Genomic DNA, 15,321 nt, shown 5'->3' with positions numbered 1-15,321 from the left:
CCCGCCGGCCGCGCCCTGGCGGCGCTGGAGGCCGCGGCCCTGCCCCCCGGCCCGCGCGCCATCGCGGACAATGCCGCCGCCGTGGTGCGCGCCATCCAGGCGGCCGCGCCGGCCCTGCGCGTCACGCTCGACCCGCTGGAATTCCGGGGCTTCCGCTATCATGTGGGGGTGGCCTTCACCGTCTATGGCCCGGGGCGCAGCGGCGAGCTGGCCCGGGGCGGCCGCTACCTGTCCCAGGCGGATGAGCCGGCGACGGGCATGACCCTGTATCCCGACGCGGTGCGCCGCGCCGCCGCCCCGGCGCCCCGCCGGCCGCGCGTCTTCATTCCCCTGGGCGCCGACCGCGCCGCCGCCGCGCGGTTGCGCGGCCAGGGCTACGCCACCGTGGCGGCTCTTTCCGCCACCGACGACCCGCGGGCACTTGCCTGCACCCATATCCTGCGCGGCCAGGAAGCCGCGCCCATCCAGGAGTAACGCGCCATGGCCAATGTGGCTGTCATCGGCTCTCAGTGGGGTGACGAGGGCAAGGGTAAGGTTGTGGACTGGCTCGCCAGCCGCGCCGATATCGTGGTGCGCTTCCAGGGTGGGCATAATGCCGGCCACACGCTGGTGGTGGACAACACGACCTACAAGCTGTCGCTGCTGCCCTCGGGCGTCGTGCGCGGCAAGCTGGGGCTGATCGGCAACGGCGTCGTGCTGGACCCCGAGGCCCTGTTCACCGAGATCGAGCGCGTGCGCGGCCAGGGGCTGGATGTCGGCCCCCACAATTTGCGTATCGCCGAAAACACGCCCCTGATCCTGCCGCTGCACCCGGCGCTGGACCGCGCGCGTGAGGCCGCGCGCGGCCAGGACAAGATCGGCACCACCGGGCGCGGCATCGGCCCCGCCTATGAGGACAAGGTGGGCCGCCGCTCCATCCGCGTGTGCGACCTGGCGGAGCCGGAGACGCTGTCCTTCAAGCTGGATGAGCTGCTGCTGCACCACAATTCCCTGCTGAAGGGGCTGGGCGCCGAGCCGTTCGAGAAGCAGCCCCTGCTGGACCGCCTGCTGGAGCTGGCGCCCCTGCTGCTGCCCTATGCCGCCCCGGTGTGGGAGGTGCTGGAGAACGCCCGCCGCGACGGCAAGCGCGTGCTGTTCGAGGGCGCGCAGGCGGTGATGCTGGATGTCGACCACGGCACCTACCCCTATGTCACCAGCAGCAACACGGTGGCGGGCAACGCGGCGGCGGGTTCGGGCATCGGGCCGGCCTCGATCGGCTTGGTCCTGGGCATCGCCAAGGCCTACACCACCCGCGTGGGCTCCGGCCCCTTCCCCAGCGAGCTGCACGACGACATCGGCAAGCGGCTGGGTGAGCGCGGGCGCGAATTCGGCACCGTGACGGGCCGCCCCCGCCGCTGCGGCTGGTTCGATGCCTGCATGGTGCGCCAGGCGGTGAAGATCGGCGGCGTGGACGGGCTGGTGCTGACCAAGCTGGACGTGCTGGACGGGCTGGATGAGCTGAAGATCTGCGTGGGCTACAGGCTGAACGGCGAGATCATCAAGCGCCTGCCGCCCGCCATGAAGGCCCAGGCGGCCTGCGAGCCGGTGTTCGAGACGATGAAGGGCTGGTCCGGCAGCACCTATGGCGCGCGCTCCTATGCCGAACTGCCGGCCGAGGCGGTGAAGTATGTCCGCCGCATCGAGGAGCTGGTGGAAGCGCCGGTGATGATGCTCAGCACCTCTCCGGACCGCGACGACACCATCGCGCTGCGGGACCCCTTCGCGGGCTGAGCGCGGGCGGCACGGCATGCGCGGGCGCTCTGGCGGCGGCCCGCACATGCCGCCGCATGCCATCCAACAAACACTTGTTTCAGGGATTCCCGATATCTAGCGTCCATCCATTCCGAGGGATGAAGCGCGAATGTCCAGAATCACACAACTGCTGCGGGTAGCGGCCACCGCCGTCTGCCTGCTCGGCGGGGCCGCCATGGCCCAATCCCCGGCCCCGGTGGTGCAGACCGTCGCGGGCGCCGTGCGGGGCGCATCGCGCAACGGCACCATCGAATTCCGCGGCATCCCCTATGCCGCGCCCCCGGTGGGGGAGCTGCGCTGGGCCGCCCCCCGCCCCGCCGCCGCCTGGCCCGGCGTGCTGGATGCCACCGATTTCGGCCCCGCCTGCCCCCAGACCGCCCGCTATGGCCTGACCGAGGCCAGCGCCAATGAGGACTGCCTGCAGCTGAACGTGACGGTGCCGCAGGGCCGCCCGGCCGCGCCCGGCCCGCGCCCGGTCATCGTCTGGATCCATGGCGGCGCCTTCGTCGGCGGTTCCTCCGCCCTGTACCGGCTGGATGCGCTGGCGAAGGCGGGGGATGTGATCGTCGTCTCCCTGAACTACCGGCTCGGCGTGTTCGGCTTCATGCCGCACCCGGCCTTCGCGCCCGGGGACAATGGCGGCTATGCCCTGCAGGACCAGCGCCTGGCCCTGCGCTGGGTGCGGGAGAACATCGCGGCCTTCGGCGGCGACCCCGGCAACGTGACGCTGGCCGGTGAATCCGCCGGCGCCGCCGCCGTGTGCATGCACATCATCGCGCCCGAGCAGGCGAGCGGCCTGTTCCAGCGCGCCATCATCGAAAGCGCGGGCTGCATCGCGCCCCTGCGCACCGTGGCCGAAAGCGAGCGGCTGATCGGCCTGAAGGTGGCCGAGCAGGTGGGCTGCGCCGATGCCGCCACCGCCCTGGCCTGCCTGCGCGGCAAGCCGGTGAACCAGTTGCTGGAGGTGGGCGCCAGCGTCGGCGGCGCGGACCTGATGGCCTATGCCCCCAGCTACGGCACCAGCGTGCTGCCGCGCTTGGGGGCGGATTCGCTCTCCTCCGGGCGGTTCGTGCGGGTGCCGGTCATCAATGGCGGCACGCGGGACGAATTGCGGCTGTATGTCGCCTATGACGTGCAGGCCGGCGCGCGCATCACGGCGGAGAATTTCCCCCAGGCCCTGCGCGCCATCTATGGCGCCAACACCGGGGCGGTGCTGGGCCATTACCGGCTGAGCGACTACCCGGCGGTGCCCGCCGCGCTGGGCAGCATCATGTCCGACTTCCGGCCGGATGTGGGGATCAACAACTGCATGTACCTGCGCTCCGCCACGCTGATGGCGCGGCATGTGCCGGTCTTCGCCTTCGAGTTCGCGGACCGCGACGCCCCCACCCTGGGCATCGCCCTGCCGGCCACGCCGGACCCGGGCTTTCCGCTCGGCGCGGCGCATTCGTCGGAGCTGAACTACCTGTTCCCCAACTTCTCCAACACCGCGCGGATCAACGCGCCGGACCTGCCGGCGCCCGCCCAGGGGCTGTCGCGGCAGATGCTGGCCTATTGGACCAGCTTCGCGCGCTCCGGCACGCCACAGGCGGCGGGGTCTCCGGGCTGGACGCCGTTCCAGGGCGGGGCGACCGTGATGCGGCTGGAACCGGGGCAGGTGGGCTTCTACGATGCGGGGCAGGCGCATTCCTGCGAATTCTGGCGTGGGCTGTACCCGAGCATTCTGGGGGAGTGAGCGGGGCCCGCGAGAGGGCGCCGCCCTCTCGCGATCTCCTGCTGGGGAGATAATATCTCCCCAGGCCCCTGGGAGGAGCTGGGTATGCGGTTCAATCACGTGGCGCAGCGGGTCGCGGCCCAGCACTTCGATCTGGTGGCGGAGATGCTGATTACCCAGCTGCGTTTCCAGGAGCTGCGCCGCACCGAACGCGCCATCTGGCTGCGCCAGCCGGGTGCCAATATCGACCTGCAACTCAGCCGCAGCCCCACCACCCACCGGGACGCGGACAAGATCAGGTCGCAGGTCTCCTTCCTCAGCGACACGCCGCGCGCGGAGCTGGAGGCGCTGGCCGCCTGGGCCGCCGCGCGCGGGCTGGCGGCCTCGGTCGGCAGCTATTCCGAGCGGGAATTCTACCTGGACGCGCCCGACGCCTTCGTGGATTTCGTGATCGAGGCGATGCTGCCCGAACTGGCGGATTACCCGGTCCAGGCTTGACCTTGCGCCGCACTCCGGCGCAACCTCCGCCCGTTCCAGGGGAGTCCCGGCAAAGGGGCTGAGAGGCTGCTATCCACATCCAGCGTGTCTGGGGAGTGGGTGCGCAGCGACCCTTCGAACCTGATCCGGGTCATGCCGGCGAAGGGACGGGATTCTAACAGCCGCCAATCGCAGACACCCGGATCTCCTACTTCTTGCCCAGGAGGAGATCCATGAACCACATCACCCCCGCCCCCCAGCGCGTCACCACCGGGCCCATCGAGGGCTCGCGCAAGGTCTATGACGCGCCGCCCTGCGCGCCCGACATCGCCGTGCCCTTCCGTGAGGTCGCGTTGCAGGGCGAACCGGCGCTGCGCCTCTATGACCCCTCCGGCCCCTATACGGACAGCAACCACGTGCTGGACCTGGCCGCCGGCCTGCCCACCGTCCGCGCCCCCTGGCTGGCCAAGCGCGGCTTCGTGCCCGCCACGCCCCGCGCCGTGAAGCCCGAGGACAATGGCGATGTCGGCCCCGCGCACCTGCTGCCGCCCTGTCCGGCGCCGCGCGTGCTGGTCGAGGGCCTGCCCGGCAAGCCCGTCACCCAATACGAATACGCCCGCGCCGGCATCATCACTGAGGAGATGATCTACGTCGCGCACCGCGAGAACCTGGGCCGCGCCGCCATGGCCGCCGGCGCCGAGGAACGCCACGCCGATGGCGAGCGTTTCGGCGCGGAACTGCCGCTGTTCGTGACGCCGGAATTCGTGCGCGAGGAAATCGCGCGCGGCCGCGCCATCATCCCCGCCAACATCAACCACCCCGAAGTCGAGCCGATGATCATCGGCCGCAACTTCCTGGTGAAGGTGAACGCGAATATCGGCAATTCCGCCGTGACTTCCTCGGCCGAGGAGGAGGTCGAGAAGCTGGTCTGGTCGATCCGCTGGGGCGCGGACACCGTGATGGACCTCTCCACCGGCCGCAACATCCACAACATCCGTGGCTGGATCCTGCGCAACTCCCCGGTGCCGATCGGCACCGTGCCGATCTATCAGGCGCTGGAGAAGGTGGGCGGCGACCCGGCGGCGCTGACCTGGGAAGTGTTCCGCGACACGCTGATCGAACAGGCCGAGCAGGGGGTGGACTACTTCACCATCCATGCCGGCGTGCGGCTGGCCCATGTGCCGCTGACGGCGAAGCGCGTGACGGGTATCGTCTCGCGCGGCGGGTCGATCATGGCGCGCTGGTGCCTGTCGCATCACAAGGAAAGCTTCCTGTACGAGCATTTCCCCGACATCTGCGAGATCATGCGCAAGTACGACGTGTCGTTCAGCCTGGGCGACGGGCTGCGCCCCGGCTCCATCGCCGACGCCAATGACGCGGCGCAGTTCGCGGAGCTGGAAACCCTGGGCGAGCTGACGCAGATCGCCTGGAAGCACGGCTGCCAGGTGATGATCGAGGGCCCCGGCCATGTGCCGATGCACAAGATCAAGGAGAACATGGACAAGCAGCTGCGCGAATGCGGGGAGGCGCCCTTCTACACGCTCGGGCCTTTGACCACCGACATCGCGCCTGGCTACGACCACATCACCAGCGGCATCGGGGCGGCCATGATCGGCTGGTTCGGCTGCGCCATGCTCTGCTACGTCACGCCCAAGGAACATCTGGGCCTGCCGAACCGCGATGACGTGAAGACCGGCGTCATCACCTATCGCATCGCGGCCCATGCCGCCGATCTGGCCAAGGGCCACCCGGCGGCCAAGCTGCGGGACGATGCGCTGTCACGCGCGCGGTTCGACTTCCGATGGCAGGACCAGTTCAACCTGGGCCTGGACCCCGACACGGCCCGTGCCTACCACGACGAGACCCTGCCGAAGGACGTGCACAAGGTGGCGCATTTCTGCTCCATGTGCGGGCCCAAATTCTGCTCGATGAAGATCACGCAGGATCTGCGGGAGGAAGTCATCCGCATGGAGGCGATGGACGCCAAGAGCGCGGAGTTCAAGGAAAAGGGCGGGGCGCTCTACGTGCCCGGCGAGTAAGGCGAGGGATCCCGCCAAGGGCCGCGAGGCCCTCGGCACCCCTCACCCCACCAGCGCCAGCAGCACGCTCAGCGTCACCACCCCCAGCAGGGAGGCGGCCAGCACCACCGCCCCGCTTTCCGCCGCCCCCACGCCATAGCGCGCGGCCAGCATGAAGGCGTTGGCCCCGGTCGGCAGGGCGGCGGTGATGGTCGCCACCGAGGTCTCCAGCGGCGGCAGGCCGAACAGCCGGCACATGCCGAACACGGCCAGCGGGAACACCACCAGCTTCACGGCGACGGAGGCCAGCGTGTGCTTCCACGCCGCCGCCAGGTTGAACCCCACCAGCGAGGCCCCCAGGCAGAACAGCGCCGCCGGCGGGCCGGCCGCGCCCAGCATCTCCAGCGTGCGGCGCATCACGCCGGGCATGGGCAGGGTGGTCAGGTTCCACACCACCCCCGCCAGCACCGCGACCACGATCGGGTTGCGCATCACCCCCAGCAAGGCCATGCGCAGCAGGTGCAGGGGGCGTGCCTTGGAATGCAGCGCCACCTCCGCCACGATGGTCGCGGTGGTCAGCATCAGCAGCGGGTGCAGGGCCAGGATGATCAGGAAGATCGACAGCCCTTCCTGCCCGAACTGCGCGAAGATGATGGGAATGCCCATCATCACCGTATTGCCGAACACGCAGTCCAGCGCCGTCATGCCCGATTGCGCCAAGGTCCGGCCCGACAGGCCCGAGACGACGAGGATGATGGCATAGAGGATGCCGGCGGTCAGGAAGAAGGCGACCGCCACCAGCCCCGCGCCGCCCTGCTCACCGCGCGTGCCGGCGTTGAACAGCAGCGCCGGGGCCGCGAAGCCGAACACGAAGCGGTTCAGCCCCTTCAGCCCCGCCGCGTCCAGCCAGCCCACCCGCGCCGTGCCCCAGCCCATGCCCACGATCAGGAACACGGGCAGGACGGTGGCGAGGATGCGCTCCATTACTCCCGCACCAGGCTGGCGACGAAGCGCGCCAGGCCGGGCTGGCGGCCGCGCGCCGTGCGGGCGGCGGCGAGGACGGCGCGCACCGCCTCCACCGTCTCGGCGAAATCCTCGTTCACCAGCACATGGTCGGCGTCGATCCAGTGGGAGATCTCGTCGCGGGCGGCGGCCATGCGGTGGGCCACCTCGGCCTCGCTGTCCTGGCCGCGGGCGCCCAGGCGGCGTTCCAGCTCATCCAGGCTGGGGGGCAGCAGGTGCACGCATACCACATCGTCCGGCAGGGCGGCGCGCAGCTTCAGGTGGCCCTGCCAGTCGATGTCGAACAGCACATCCTGGCCGCGCTCCAGCGCGTCCTCCACCGGGCCGCGCGGGGTGCCGTAGAAGCGGCCGAACACATTGGCCCATTCCAGCAGCTCGCCGGCGGCGATCATCCGCTGGAATTCGGGGATGTCCTTGAAGAAGTAGTGCACGCCCTCCTCCTCACCCGGGCGGGGGGCGCGGGTGGTGGCGCTGACGGACAGTTTCAGCCCCTTCTCGCTTTGCAGCAGCGCACGGGAGATGGAGGATTTCCCCGCCCCCGAGGCCGCGCACAGCACCAGGCACACGCCGCGCCGCGGCAGCTCATTCGACATTGGCGGATTGCTCCTTCAGGCGCTCGATCGCGGCCTTCAGCGAGAGCCCCACGCGGGTGAGGCCGACGGTCGCGGATTTGCTGCACAGGGTGTTGGCCTCGCGCACGAATTCCTGGGTCAGGAATTCCAGCTTGCGGCCGACGGCATCGGCCTCGGCCAGCAGGGCGCGGGCGGCGGCGATGTGGCTGTCCAGCCGGTCCAGCTCCTCCCGCACATCGCTGCGGCTGGCCAGCAGGGCCACTTCCTGGGCCAGGCGTTCCTCGGGGATGCGGGCGCGGGCCTCGGTGTCCAGCAGCTGGGCGATGTTCTCCATCAGGCGGGCGCGCTGGGCCTGGGGCTGTCCCTGGGCCTCGCGCACCGCCTCGGCGGTCAGGGCCGCGATCTCCTCCAGCAGGGCGTTCAGGATGACGGCCAGCCGGCCGCCCTCCGCCCCGCGCGACGCCAGCAGCCCGTCCAGCGCGCGGGCGAAGCCCTGTTCCAGCATGGCGCGCTGGGCGGCCTCCGCGCCCTCATCCGGTTCCGGGGTTTCGGAGCGCAGCACGCCCGGCAGAGCCAGCAGCGCCTCCGCCCGGGGCGGCGTGCCGCCGGGGATGCGGGCCGCGACGTTCAGGGCCAGCGCCAGCATGCGTTCCAGCGTGGGTTCGTCCAGCCGGGCCTCGGGGCGCTGCTCACGCTTCATGATCAGCGCGACCTGCAGATTGCCGCGCTTCAGGCGCTTGGCCGCCATGTCCCGGAAGGGCGCCTCCAGCCCCTCCTGCCCGCCGGGCAGGCGGAAGCGGATGTCGAGGCCGCGCCCGTTCACGCTCTTGATTTCCCACAGGAAGGCGGTGCCGTCGGGCAGGGTGCCGCTTTCCCGCGCGAAGCCCGTCATGCTCATCAAGGCGGCCATCTCAGGCAACCGCCTTCATCTCGGCCAGCACCTGGGCCATCGCGGCCATGGCCGCGCGGCATTGTTCGGGCGTGATGGCGCCGATGCAGCCGATGCGGATGGTCGGTGCCTCGGTGGTGTAGAAATTGCTGATCAGCACGCCGCGCGCCTTCAGCGCCTCGACGAAGGCCAGCAGGTCGAAGCCATTCGGCTGATGGACCGTGACGATGACGGGCCCCTGTTCCGCCTGGGTCAGATAGGGGCGCAGGCCCATGGCCAGGCAGCCCTGATAGACTTCGCGCACATTCGCCTGATAGCGGGCGAGGCGCGCGGGCTGGCCGCCCTCGGCATCGTACAGGTCGAGCGCGACATCGAAGGCCGCCAGCGCCTGCACCGGCGGCGTGAAGCGGAAGCTGCCCCAGCCGGCGCGCAGCGCGTGTTGCCACACGTCATGCAGATCGAGGCTCCAGGAGCCCGCGCGGTCGGGCGCCAGGGCGTCGGTGCGGGCGATGGCGAAGGCGATGCCGGGCAGCCCCTCGATGCATTTGTTGCTGGTGAAGACCACCGCGTCGCATTCCGGGTGGTCGGCCAGCGAGAAGGGCAGCGCCCCGAAGCAGGAGATGGAATCGAGGATCAGCCGCTTGCCCGCCGCGCGCAGCACCGGGCCCGCGACCTCTGGCCGGTTCACGATGCCGGAGCCGGTTTCGTGATGCACCATGGCATAGAAGCGCGCGTCGGGGTGGGCGGCGAGGGCCGCCGAGACATCCTCGGCCGTGATGCCGCGGGTGTCGGGCACCGGCCATTCATGCACCACGCGCCCGGCGGCGCGGGCCAGTTTGGTGATGCGCTCGGAATAGGCGCCGTTGCGGGGGACGATGATCGCCTCGCCCACCGGCACCAGGGAGCGGATGGTGGCCTCCACGATGAAATGGCCCGCGCCCTGGAGCGGCAGGCAGGCGTGGATGGCGGGGTCGCCGCCGGCGAGCGCCAGCACGCGCTCACGGATGCGGGCGTAGACGGCGCGGAAATCATTGTCCCACGGCGCGATATCCTGCGCGGCGGCGGCACGGGTTTCGGGCCGCGTCTGCACGGGGCCAGGCGTGAGGAGGATCATGCGGCGCAGGTTACGCGAGGATGCGGCGGGCCGGAATTCGGGGAATCGGCATGGCTGGGGGCGGGTTGCGGGGGGCTCAGCGGCGGCGGGGCGGCCAGGGGGCGACGGCGTGGCATTCCATGGCATCGGGTTGGCCGCGCACCGGGCGCCAGTGATAGATGGCGTCGCTGGTGCGGAAGTTGCGCCAGCCATGGCTGCGGCTGGCGAGGAGGTGGATGCCGCCGTACGCGCTTCGGGGTTCGCCCCAGTCCCTGATGTCGCAGGCGATGCGCCAGGCGGATGAACGGGGATGGCGGACCATCACAACGCCCGGGGCCTGTCCATTGCCCCTCAGATACCCCGAGCTAAACAGCAGGATGACTTCCTGCCTGCCATCCCCGTTGAAGTCGTGGCGGACGACCCCAAGCTGCCTGCGGGGATAGAAACGGAGAGAGGGGACGTCTTCGTCCGGGGTGGTGCCTACAGCCAGTTGCTCGCTCTCGCCGATTTCCTGCGCGACCCAATAGTCCGACCGGAGGAAGGCACGGTAGGCGTTTTCAGCCGCCCGTGAGTATCCTCCCCAGGGAAGAAGCTGGTCCGCCCTGGCGGGACAGATCATCCCCAACAGGCAAAGCGCCAGGATGAGAAGGAGGCTACGCATTACCGGAGGCTTTGATAGGGGGTCTGGGCAAAGGCACGCAGCCTACTTTCGATCTGGCGGAACATCTGACGGACCGCGGGCAAGGCTGGCTCGGGCAGGCCGGCATTCCGATGGTTGATATACCGGTTGACACCGCCAGCGCCGTGCCGATGGGCCGCGGCAACCAAGCCGCTCACCGTGACCGGTACAGGGTCCCCACCATACAATCCAGGTACCTGCCGGCCCACGAAGCCCATCGCCCCTTTCTGGCCGAGCTGCCTTTCATATGCTCGGAGTGCGTCATTCAATGCCGCTTCCTGGGCTCGGGGATTCGCCAAAAACTCCGCCTCGCTGCGGACACCCTGAGCGGCCGCACGCTGTGTCCAGCCACTTGGACCATCTCGCCATCCGGCATCGATCAATGGATCACGGAGTAACTGGTATCGCCCTAGCGCCGAGGATCCTGCGCTGTTCCGCGCACCATATCCGTAGTTTGCCTCGCTGCCGCTTTCGACCGCCGCGATCTGTTCGCGCCAAGTCTGGTTAGGCTGGCCCTCCCAGGCACGGGGAACACTCGTGGCCGGAGGGGGAGCGGCCTGAGCAGCCGGCCGTGCCCGGGCGCGCCGCTCCTTGGCGGCCAGCGCCTCGGCGTCCTCCGCATGGCAGAAGGGATTGTCGCGCGTATAGGCGCCCACCTGCTGGGGTTTGCCATTCCTGCTGCGCACATAGGCGCGCACGGCCACGGTGCAGTGCCCGGCATTCCCGCCGCCGGAAGGCGGCTCGATGGCGGAGTTGCGGCCTGGCACCGGCACAGAGGAAAGAGAACCCATCGAGAGGAATCCTTCAATGATCTAGGACATAATACCTAAATCAAAATCCGCACCGACACAAGAACAAAATGCAAACTCCCGGTTTCCAAAGGCCTTTCGGCCTTTGGCGGGGTTCCAAGGGGCAGCGCCCCTTGGTGGGGGGCCGGGGGCAAGGCCCCTGGCCTTCACCGCCCTTCCAGAAACTTCCCGAACACCGCCAGCGCCTTGTCGCTGACATGGTGTTCCAGCCCTTCCGCGTCCTGCTCCGCCGTTTCGGCGTCCAGCCCCACCGCGATCAGGAAGCGCACCAGCAATTCGTGCCGGGCGCGCGCCGTCTCTGCCATGGCCTGGCCGGCGGGGGTCAGGAACAGGCCGCGATAGGGCTGGGTTTCCACCAGCCCGTCGCGTTGCAGCCGCGCCACCGTGGCGGTCACTGTCGCCTGGGAAACCCCCATCCGCCGGGCGATCGCCACCGCGCGGGCTTCCTTCTCCTCCCGGATCAGGTCGGCGATCAGTTCCACGTAATCCTGGGCGGTGGCGGTGCGGTCGGCCTCCCGCTGGCGGGCGAAGCGGGTGGCGTGGGCCTCCGCGCTGGGCAGGCAGCGCCCCGATCCTGGGCGTTTGGCGGCGCTGTTCGGCATGGCGGCTCCGATTCAGCCTCTTGATAGCGCGGGTTGCAAAACTTAGCCTATACTAAGTTCTGGAAGCCCCGCATGCCCCCACCGGATACCGTCACGCCACCCAGCCTGCCCGAAGTGCATCGCAGCGTCGCCGTGCCCCCGGGCGGCGGCACGCTGCGGCGCCTGATGGCCTTCATGGGGCCGGGCTTCCTGGTGGCGGTGGGGTATATGGACCCGGGCAACTGGGCCACCGCGCTCGCGGGCGGGTCCGCCTTCGGCTACACGCTGCTGTCGGTGGCGCTGCTGTCCTCCCTGATGGCGATGCTGTTGCAGGCCCATTGCGCGCGGCTGGGCGTCGCCACCGGGCGGGACCTGGCGCAGCTGTGCCGGGAGCGTTTCCCCCGCGCCGCCATCCCGCTGTGGCTGCTGGCGGAAATCGCCATCTGCGCGACCGACCTGGCGGAGCTGATCGGCACCGCCATCGCGCTGGAGCTGCTGTTCGGCATCCCGCTGATCTACGGCGTGGGGCTGACGGTGCTGGACACCTTCCTGATCCTGTGGCTGCAGCACAAGGGCATGCGCTGGCTGGAGGCCCTGGTCGCCGGCTTCATCCTGATGATCTTCGGCTGCTTCGCGGTGCAGACCGCCCTGGCCCACCCGGTGTGGGGAGAGGTGCTGATGGGCTATGTGCCGTCCGCCACCATCGTGACGGACCGCAGGCAGCTGTACATCGCCATGGGCATCATCGGCGCCACGGTGATGCCGCACAACCTGTACCTGCACACCGCCATCGTGCAGTCCCGCGCCTGGCGGCAGGATATGGCCGGCAAGAAGGAGGCCATCCGCTTCGCCATCACCGACAGCACCATCGCGCTGTGCCTGGCGCTGCTCATCAACTCCGCCATCCTGATCACCGCGGCCGCCATCTTCCACGCCAATGGCAATACGGAGGTCGCGGAAATCGGCGATGCCTATCGCCTCATGGCGCCCCTGCTGGGCAGCGATCTGGCGGCGAAGCTGTTCGCCATCGCCCTGCTGCTGTGCGGCCTGAACGCGACCGTGACGGCGACGCTGGCCGGGCAGATCGTGATGGAAGGCTTCATCCGTTTCCGCATCCCGCCCGTGCTGCGGCGGCTGGTCACACGGCTGATCGCCATCATCCCGGCCGTGGGCGTGACCTATCTGTACGGCGAGTCCGGCACCGCGCACCTGCTGATCTTGTCGCAGGTGATGCTGTCGCTGCAGCTGCCCTTCGCGGTGATCCCGTTGATGCTGTTCATCCAGGACAAGGTGCGGCTGGGGCCGCTGGCACCCCCAGGATGGCAGGTGAAGGCTGGCTGGGCGATCGCGGCGCTGATCGTGGCGCTGAATGTGAAGTTGCTGTCGGACCTGGTGCTGTGAGGGCGTAATCCAGGGGCCTTTCGGCTCCCTGGGGTGTGGGGCTTCGCCCCACGGCTTGGGCGGGGAGGGGCCGGGAGGGGCGGCGCCCCTCCTGGCCTGTCACCCATTCAGCGCCAGCAGTGCCACAACCCCTTGCTGCCACGCCTGCCAGGCCCGGTCCGCCGCCGCGCCCGCGCGCTCGGCGGCCTGGCTGGCCTGGTTCAGCAGGCGGCGCGCTTCCTCCCGTTCCGGCCCGGTGCGGTCCTGCGCGGCGGCGCGGGCGCGGTCCAGCGCGCCTTCGGCGGCTTTCGCCTCGGCGGCGGCGGAGCGCGCCGCGTCCAGCTGTTCGCGCAGGCGCGCCAGGCGGGTGGCCGCCTCGGCCAGCAGGGCGCGGCCGGGGGTGGCTTCGGCGGTGCGGGCGAGCAGTTCCTGCAGGCGTTCCAGGCTGCCGGGGCCGCCGGGCAGGCGGCGCAGGTCGCCTTCCAGCCCCGCGCCGCGCCAGGGCAGCAGCTGCGGCTGGCCCAGCCCGGGGTCCCACAGCACCAGGCTGCCGCGGGTGGCGCGCTGGTACGGCAGGCGCAGGGTCTGCGCGCCGGCGGTCAGCGCCGTTTCGTAGCGCAGGCCGAAATCGCCCTGGGCCGCGACGGTGAAGCGCGGCTCGAAGCCCGGCATTCGGGGCATGTCCAGCACCAGCTTGCCGGCGGCGCGCGGGGCGATGGCCAGGGACCAGCTGGTTTCCTCCTCGCCTTCCAGCACGAAGATGGCGCGCGAGAGGCCCACGCGCGTCACGCGCTGCACCGTGTCGCGGCGGCTGGTGACGGGCACGTCGCGGTCCAGCGCATGGGCCAGCAGGCGGGTTTCCCCGGCGGGCATGGCGCGCAGCTCCGCATCGCCGAGGAAACCGGGACCGGTGAGGGAGACCAGCCCATCCGGCAGGGTGCCGCCGGTGGTGTTGATGATGCGCACGGCGTTCAGCGGGTTCCGCGCCTCGGGCGATTGCAGCCACCACAGGCGCTCGGCGGGGATGCGCGCGTCCAGGAAGGGGAAGTTCGCCGTCTCGCTGGCGCGGAGGGAAACCGGGTGGGGCAGGGTGAAGGCGACACTGCCGGAGGTGCTGTCGGCCACCGCCGTGTCCACCTGGGCCATCTCCGGCGCCGGGGCGGGGGCAGGGGCCGCCATGCGGGCCATGGCGGCCACGCCGCCGCCCACCAGCGGGCGCACGGGCGCGGCCGGGGCCGGGGCCGGCACCGGCAGGGGCATGCTGTCGGCCTGGGGGCGGATCGCCTCGGCCCCGCGCACCGGCACTTCGGGGCGCGGGCGCAGGATGGGCGTGTACAGCGCCTGCGCGAAGGCCGCCGGATTGCCGGAGACGAGCGACAGCCGCACATCCCGCCAATCCGCGCCCGAGCGGTTTTCCACCACCGCCCAGCCTTGCAGCCGGGCCTGGCCATCCTCCAGGCTCAGCCGCCAGCTGGGCTTCCACAGGGGGGCGGCGGTGACGTAGCTGAGGGCGACCTCCCGCCGGGCGGTGGCGCGGAAGGTGATCTCGGCGCGGCGGGTATCGGCCAGGCGGGCGGCGGCCATGGCGGCGGCGGCGCGCTCCACCCGGGCGGCGAGATCGGCATCGGTCAGGCGCAGGGCGTCGCCTTCGCGCAGCATCACGCTGGCCAGGCCGCGTTCGCCCAGCACGGTCAGGGCCAGGGCGTTCTCGGCCTCCGCCGCGTCGATCAGCAGGCCGCGGGCGCCGCCCACCTCCACCGCCTGGCCGCGCAGGGCGCGCAGCATGGACAGGCGGTCGGCGAAATCGGCGGGGCGCAGGGGCAGGCCGCGGAAGGCTTCCTCCTCCAGCTCCCGCGCCGGCAGGGACAGGCCGAGCACGGTGCCCTGGCTGTCCAGCACCAGCAGGGATTTCAGCACATCGTCCACCTGGGGGGTGGGGATGGTCAGGGTGGCCACCGCATCCGCCGCCAGGGGGCCGGCGCGCTGGATTTCCACCAGCCCGGCATTGGAGAGGGTGACGGAGCGGACGGGCAGCTCTTCGGCATGCGCCGCCAAGGGCAGGAGGAGGATGAGGGCGGGGAGACGTTTCATCCCTCCAGCCTAGCGGGTCGATCTGGCCGAAATGAAGGCGAAGTTATGAAACCACGCCCAGCACGGGGCATGCCCCGTGCCAAGCGCCCGAACGGGCGCCGCCGGTAGTCCGGCGTAAGCCAAGGCGGCGGATGCCGCCGCCCGGCGCTTGAGGGGCAAAAAATTGCCAAGCGCCCGAACGGGCGCCGCCGGTAGTCCGGCGTA

The 15,321-nt window shown here is 70.5% G+C and carries 14 protein-coding genes and 1 riboswitch; of the genes, 6 read left to right on the top strand and 8 right to left on the bottom strand.

Going from position 1 to position 15,321, the window contains the following annotated elements:
* From GT007_RS20920 to thiC, 5 genes are all read left to right on the top strand, one after another.
* On the top strand, nt 1–474 hold a 474-nt coding region (locus GT007_RS20920), incomplete at its 5' end, for an ATP phosphoribosyltransferase regulatory subunit (RefSeq protein ID WP_201451995.1).
* A gap of 6 nt (nt 475–480) precedes the next feature.
* A complete protein-coding gene (locus GT007_RS20915) occupies nt 481–1,770 on the top strand; it encodes an adenylosuccinate synthase (protein ID WP_160123612.1) in 1,290 nt (429 codons plus the stop codon).
* Between the two features lie 130 nt (nt 1,771–1,900).
* Complete coding sequence (locus GT007_RS20910; protein ID WP_201451994.1) at nt 1,901–3,526, top strand: carboxylesterase/lipase family protein; 1,626 nt, start codon at nt 1,901–1,903, stop codon at nt 3,524–3,526.
* Between the two features lie 84 nt (nt 3,527–3,610).
* On the top strand, nt 3,611–4,003 hold the full coding sequence (locus GT007_RS20905; RefSeq protein WP_160123611.1) for a hypothetical protein: 393 nt from the start codon (nt 3,611–3,613) through the stop codon (nt 4,001–4,003).
* Nucleotides 4,004–4,030: 27 nt separating this feature from the next.
* Nucleotides 4,031–4,168, top strand: a riboswitch (TPP riboswitch).
* Between the two features lie 47 nt (nt 4,169–4,215).
* Complete coding sequence (gene thiC / locus GT007_RS20900; RefSeq protein ID WP_160123610.1) at nt 4,216–6,021, top strand: phosphomethylpyrimidine synthase ThiC; 1,806 nt, start codon at nt 4,216–4,218, stop codon at nt 6,019–6,021.
* 42 nt (nt 6,022–6,063) lie between these two features.
* Here the strand turns inward: thiC and GT007_RS20895 are convergent, their stop codons facing one another.
* From GT007_RS20895 to mntR, 7 genes are all read right to left on the bottom strand, one after another.
* Complete coding sequence (locus GT007_RS20895; RefSeq protein WP_160123609.1) at nt 6,064–6,984, bottom strand: AEC family transporter; 921 nt, start codon at nt 6,982–6,984, stop codon at nt 6,064–6,066.
* Nucleotides 6,984–7,616: a guanylate kinase gene (gene gmk / locus GT007_RS20890; protein WP_160123608.1), complete on the bottom strand. Its 633-nt coding sequence runs from the start codon at nt 7,614–7,616 to the stop codon at nt 6,984–6,986. The genes GT007_RS20895 and gmk overlap by 1 nt, the downstream gene beginning before the upstream one ends.
* On the bottom strand, nt 7,606–8,505 hold the full coding sequence (locus tag GT007_RS20885) for a YicC/YloC family endoribonuclease (protein WP_236571792.1): 900 nt from the start codon (nt 8,503–8,505) through the stop codon (nt 7,606–7,608). The genes gmk and GT007_RS20885 overlap by 11 nt, the downstream gene beginning before the upstream one ends.
* Nucleotide 8,506: 1 nt before the next feature.
* Nucleotides 8,507–9,598: a 2-aminoethylphosphonate--pyruvate transaminase gene (locus GT007_RS20880; protein WP_160123607.1), complete on the bottom strand. Its 1,092-nt coding sequence runs from the start codon at nt 9,596–9,598 to the stop codon at nt 8,507–8,509.
* Nucleotides 9,599–9,674: 76 nt separating this feature from the next.
* The gene (locus GT007_RS20875; RefSeq protein ID WP_160123606.1) at nt 9,675–10,238 is read right to left on the bottom strand and encodes a hypothetical protein; all 564 of its coding nucleotides are present in this window, start codon (nt 10,236–10,238) and stop codon (nt 9,675–9,677) included.
* The gene (locus GT007_RS20870; RefSeq protein ID WP_160123605.1) at nt 10,238–11,047 is read right to left on the bottom strand and encodes a hypothetical protein; all 810 of its coding nucleotides are present in this window, start codon (nt 11,045–11,047) and stop codon (nt 10,238–10,240) included. The genes GT007_RS20875 and GT007_RS20870 overlap by 1 nt, the downstream gene beginning before the upstream one ends.
* Before the next feature lie 164 nt (nt 11,048–11,211).
* On the bottom strand, nt 11,212–11,667 hold the full coding sequence (gene mntR, locus GT007_RS20865) for a manganese-binding transcriptional regulator MntR (protein WP_160123604.1): 456 nt from the start codon (nt 11,665–11,667) through the stop codon (nt 11,212–11,214).
* A gap of 72 nt (nt 11,668–11,739) precedes the next feature.
* On the opposite strand from mntR, the gene GT007_RS20860 reads away from it, so the two are divergent.
* Nucleotides 11,740–13,047: an Nramp family divalent metal transporter gene (locus tag GT007_RS20860; protein WP_160123603.1), complete on the top strand. Its 1,308-nt coding sequence runs from the start codon at nt 11,740–11,742 to the stop codon at nt 13,045–13,047.
* Between the two features lie 99 nt (nt 13,048–13,146).
* Here GT007_RS20860 and GT007_RS20855 read toward each other — a convergent pair whose 3' ends face one another.
* Nucleotides 13,147–15,117, bottom strand: coding sequence for a DUF4139 domain-containing protein (locus GT007_RS20855; protein ID WP_160123602.1), 1,971 nt, complete (start codon nt 15,115–15,117; stop codon nt 13,147–13,149).
* Nucleotides 15,118–15,321: the final 204 nt, after the last annotated feature.

It is taken from the genome of Rhodovarius lipocyclicus (genome assembly GCF_009900765.1).
GTDB classification, from domain to species: Bacteria; Pseudomonadota; Alphaproteobacteria; order Acetobacterales; family Acetobacteraceae; genus Rhodovarius; species Rhodovarius lipocyclicus.
Note: the sequence above shows the minus strand (reverse complement) of the source record. Positions and strands in the feature narration are given on the sequence as shown.

What these genes read in the sequence shown, in the direction of transcription:
- GT007_RS20860 (WP_160123603.1), top strand. Translation starts at nt 11,740, where the DNA reads ATGCCCCCACCGGATACCGTCACGCCACCCAGCCTGCCCGAAGTGCAT.
- GT007_RS20910 (WP_201451994.1), top strand. Translation starts at nt 1,901, where the DNA reads ATGTCCAGAATCACACAACTGCTGCGGGTAGCGGCCACCGCCGTCTGC.
- thiC (WP_160123610.1), top strand. Translation starts at nt 4,216, where the DNA reads ATGAACCACATCACCCCCGCCCCCCAGCGCGTCACCACCGGGCCCATC.
- GT007_RS20885 (WP_236571792.1), bottom strand. Translation starts at nt 8,505, where the DNA reads ATGGCCGCCTTGATGAGCATGACGGGCTTCGCGCGGGAAAGCGGCACC.
- GT007_RS20895 (WP_160123609.1), bottom strand. Translation starts at nt 6,984, where the DNA reads ATGGAGCGCATCCTCGCCACCGTCCTGCCCGTGTTCCTGATCGTGGGC.
- GT007_RS20880 (WP_160123607.1), bottom strand. Translation starts at nt 9,598, where the DNA reads ATGATCCTCCTCACGCCTGGCCCCGTGCAGACGCGGCCCGAAACCCGT.
- GT007_RS20870 (WP_160123605.1), bottom strand. Translation starts at nt 11,047, where the DNA reads ATGGGTTCTCTTTCCTCTGTGCCGGTGCCAGGCCGCAACTCCGCCATC.
- GT007_RS20855 (WP_160123602.1), bottom strand. Translation starts at nt 15,117, where the DNA reads ATGAAACGTCTCCCCGCCCTCATCCTCCTCCTGCCCTTGGCGGCGCAT.
- gmk (WP_160123608.1), bottom strand. Translation starts at nt 7,616, where the DNA reads ATGTCGAATGAGCTGCCGCGGCGCGGCGTGTGCCTGGTGCTGTGCGCG.
- GT007_RS20905 (WP_160123611.1), top strand. Translation starts at nt 3,611, where the DNA reads ATGCGGTTCAATCACGTGGCGCAGCGGGTCGCGGCCCAGCACTTCGAT.
- GT007_RS20915 (WP_160123612.1), top strand. Translation starts at nt 481, where the DNA reads ATGGCCAATGTGGCTGTCATCGGCTCTCAGTGGGGTGACGAGGGCAAG.
- mntR (WP_160123604.1), bottom strand. Translation starts at nt 11,667, where the DNA reads ATGCCGAACAGCGCCGCCAAACGCCCAGGATCGGGGCGCTGCCTGCCC.
- GT007_RS20875 (WP_160123606.1), bottom strand. Translation starts at nt 10,238, where the DNA reads ATGCGTAGCCTCCTTCTCATCCTGGCGCTTTGCCTGTTGGGGATGATC.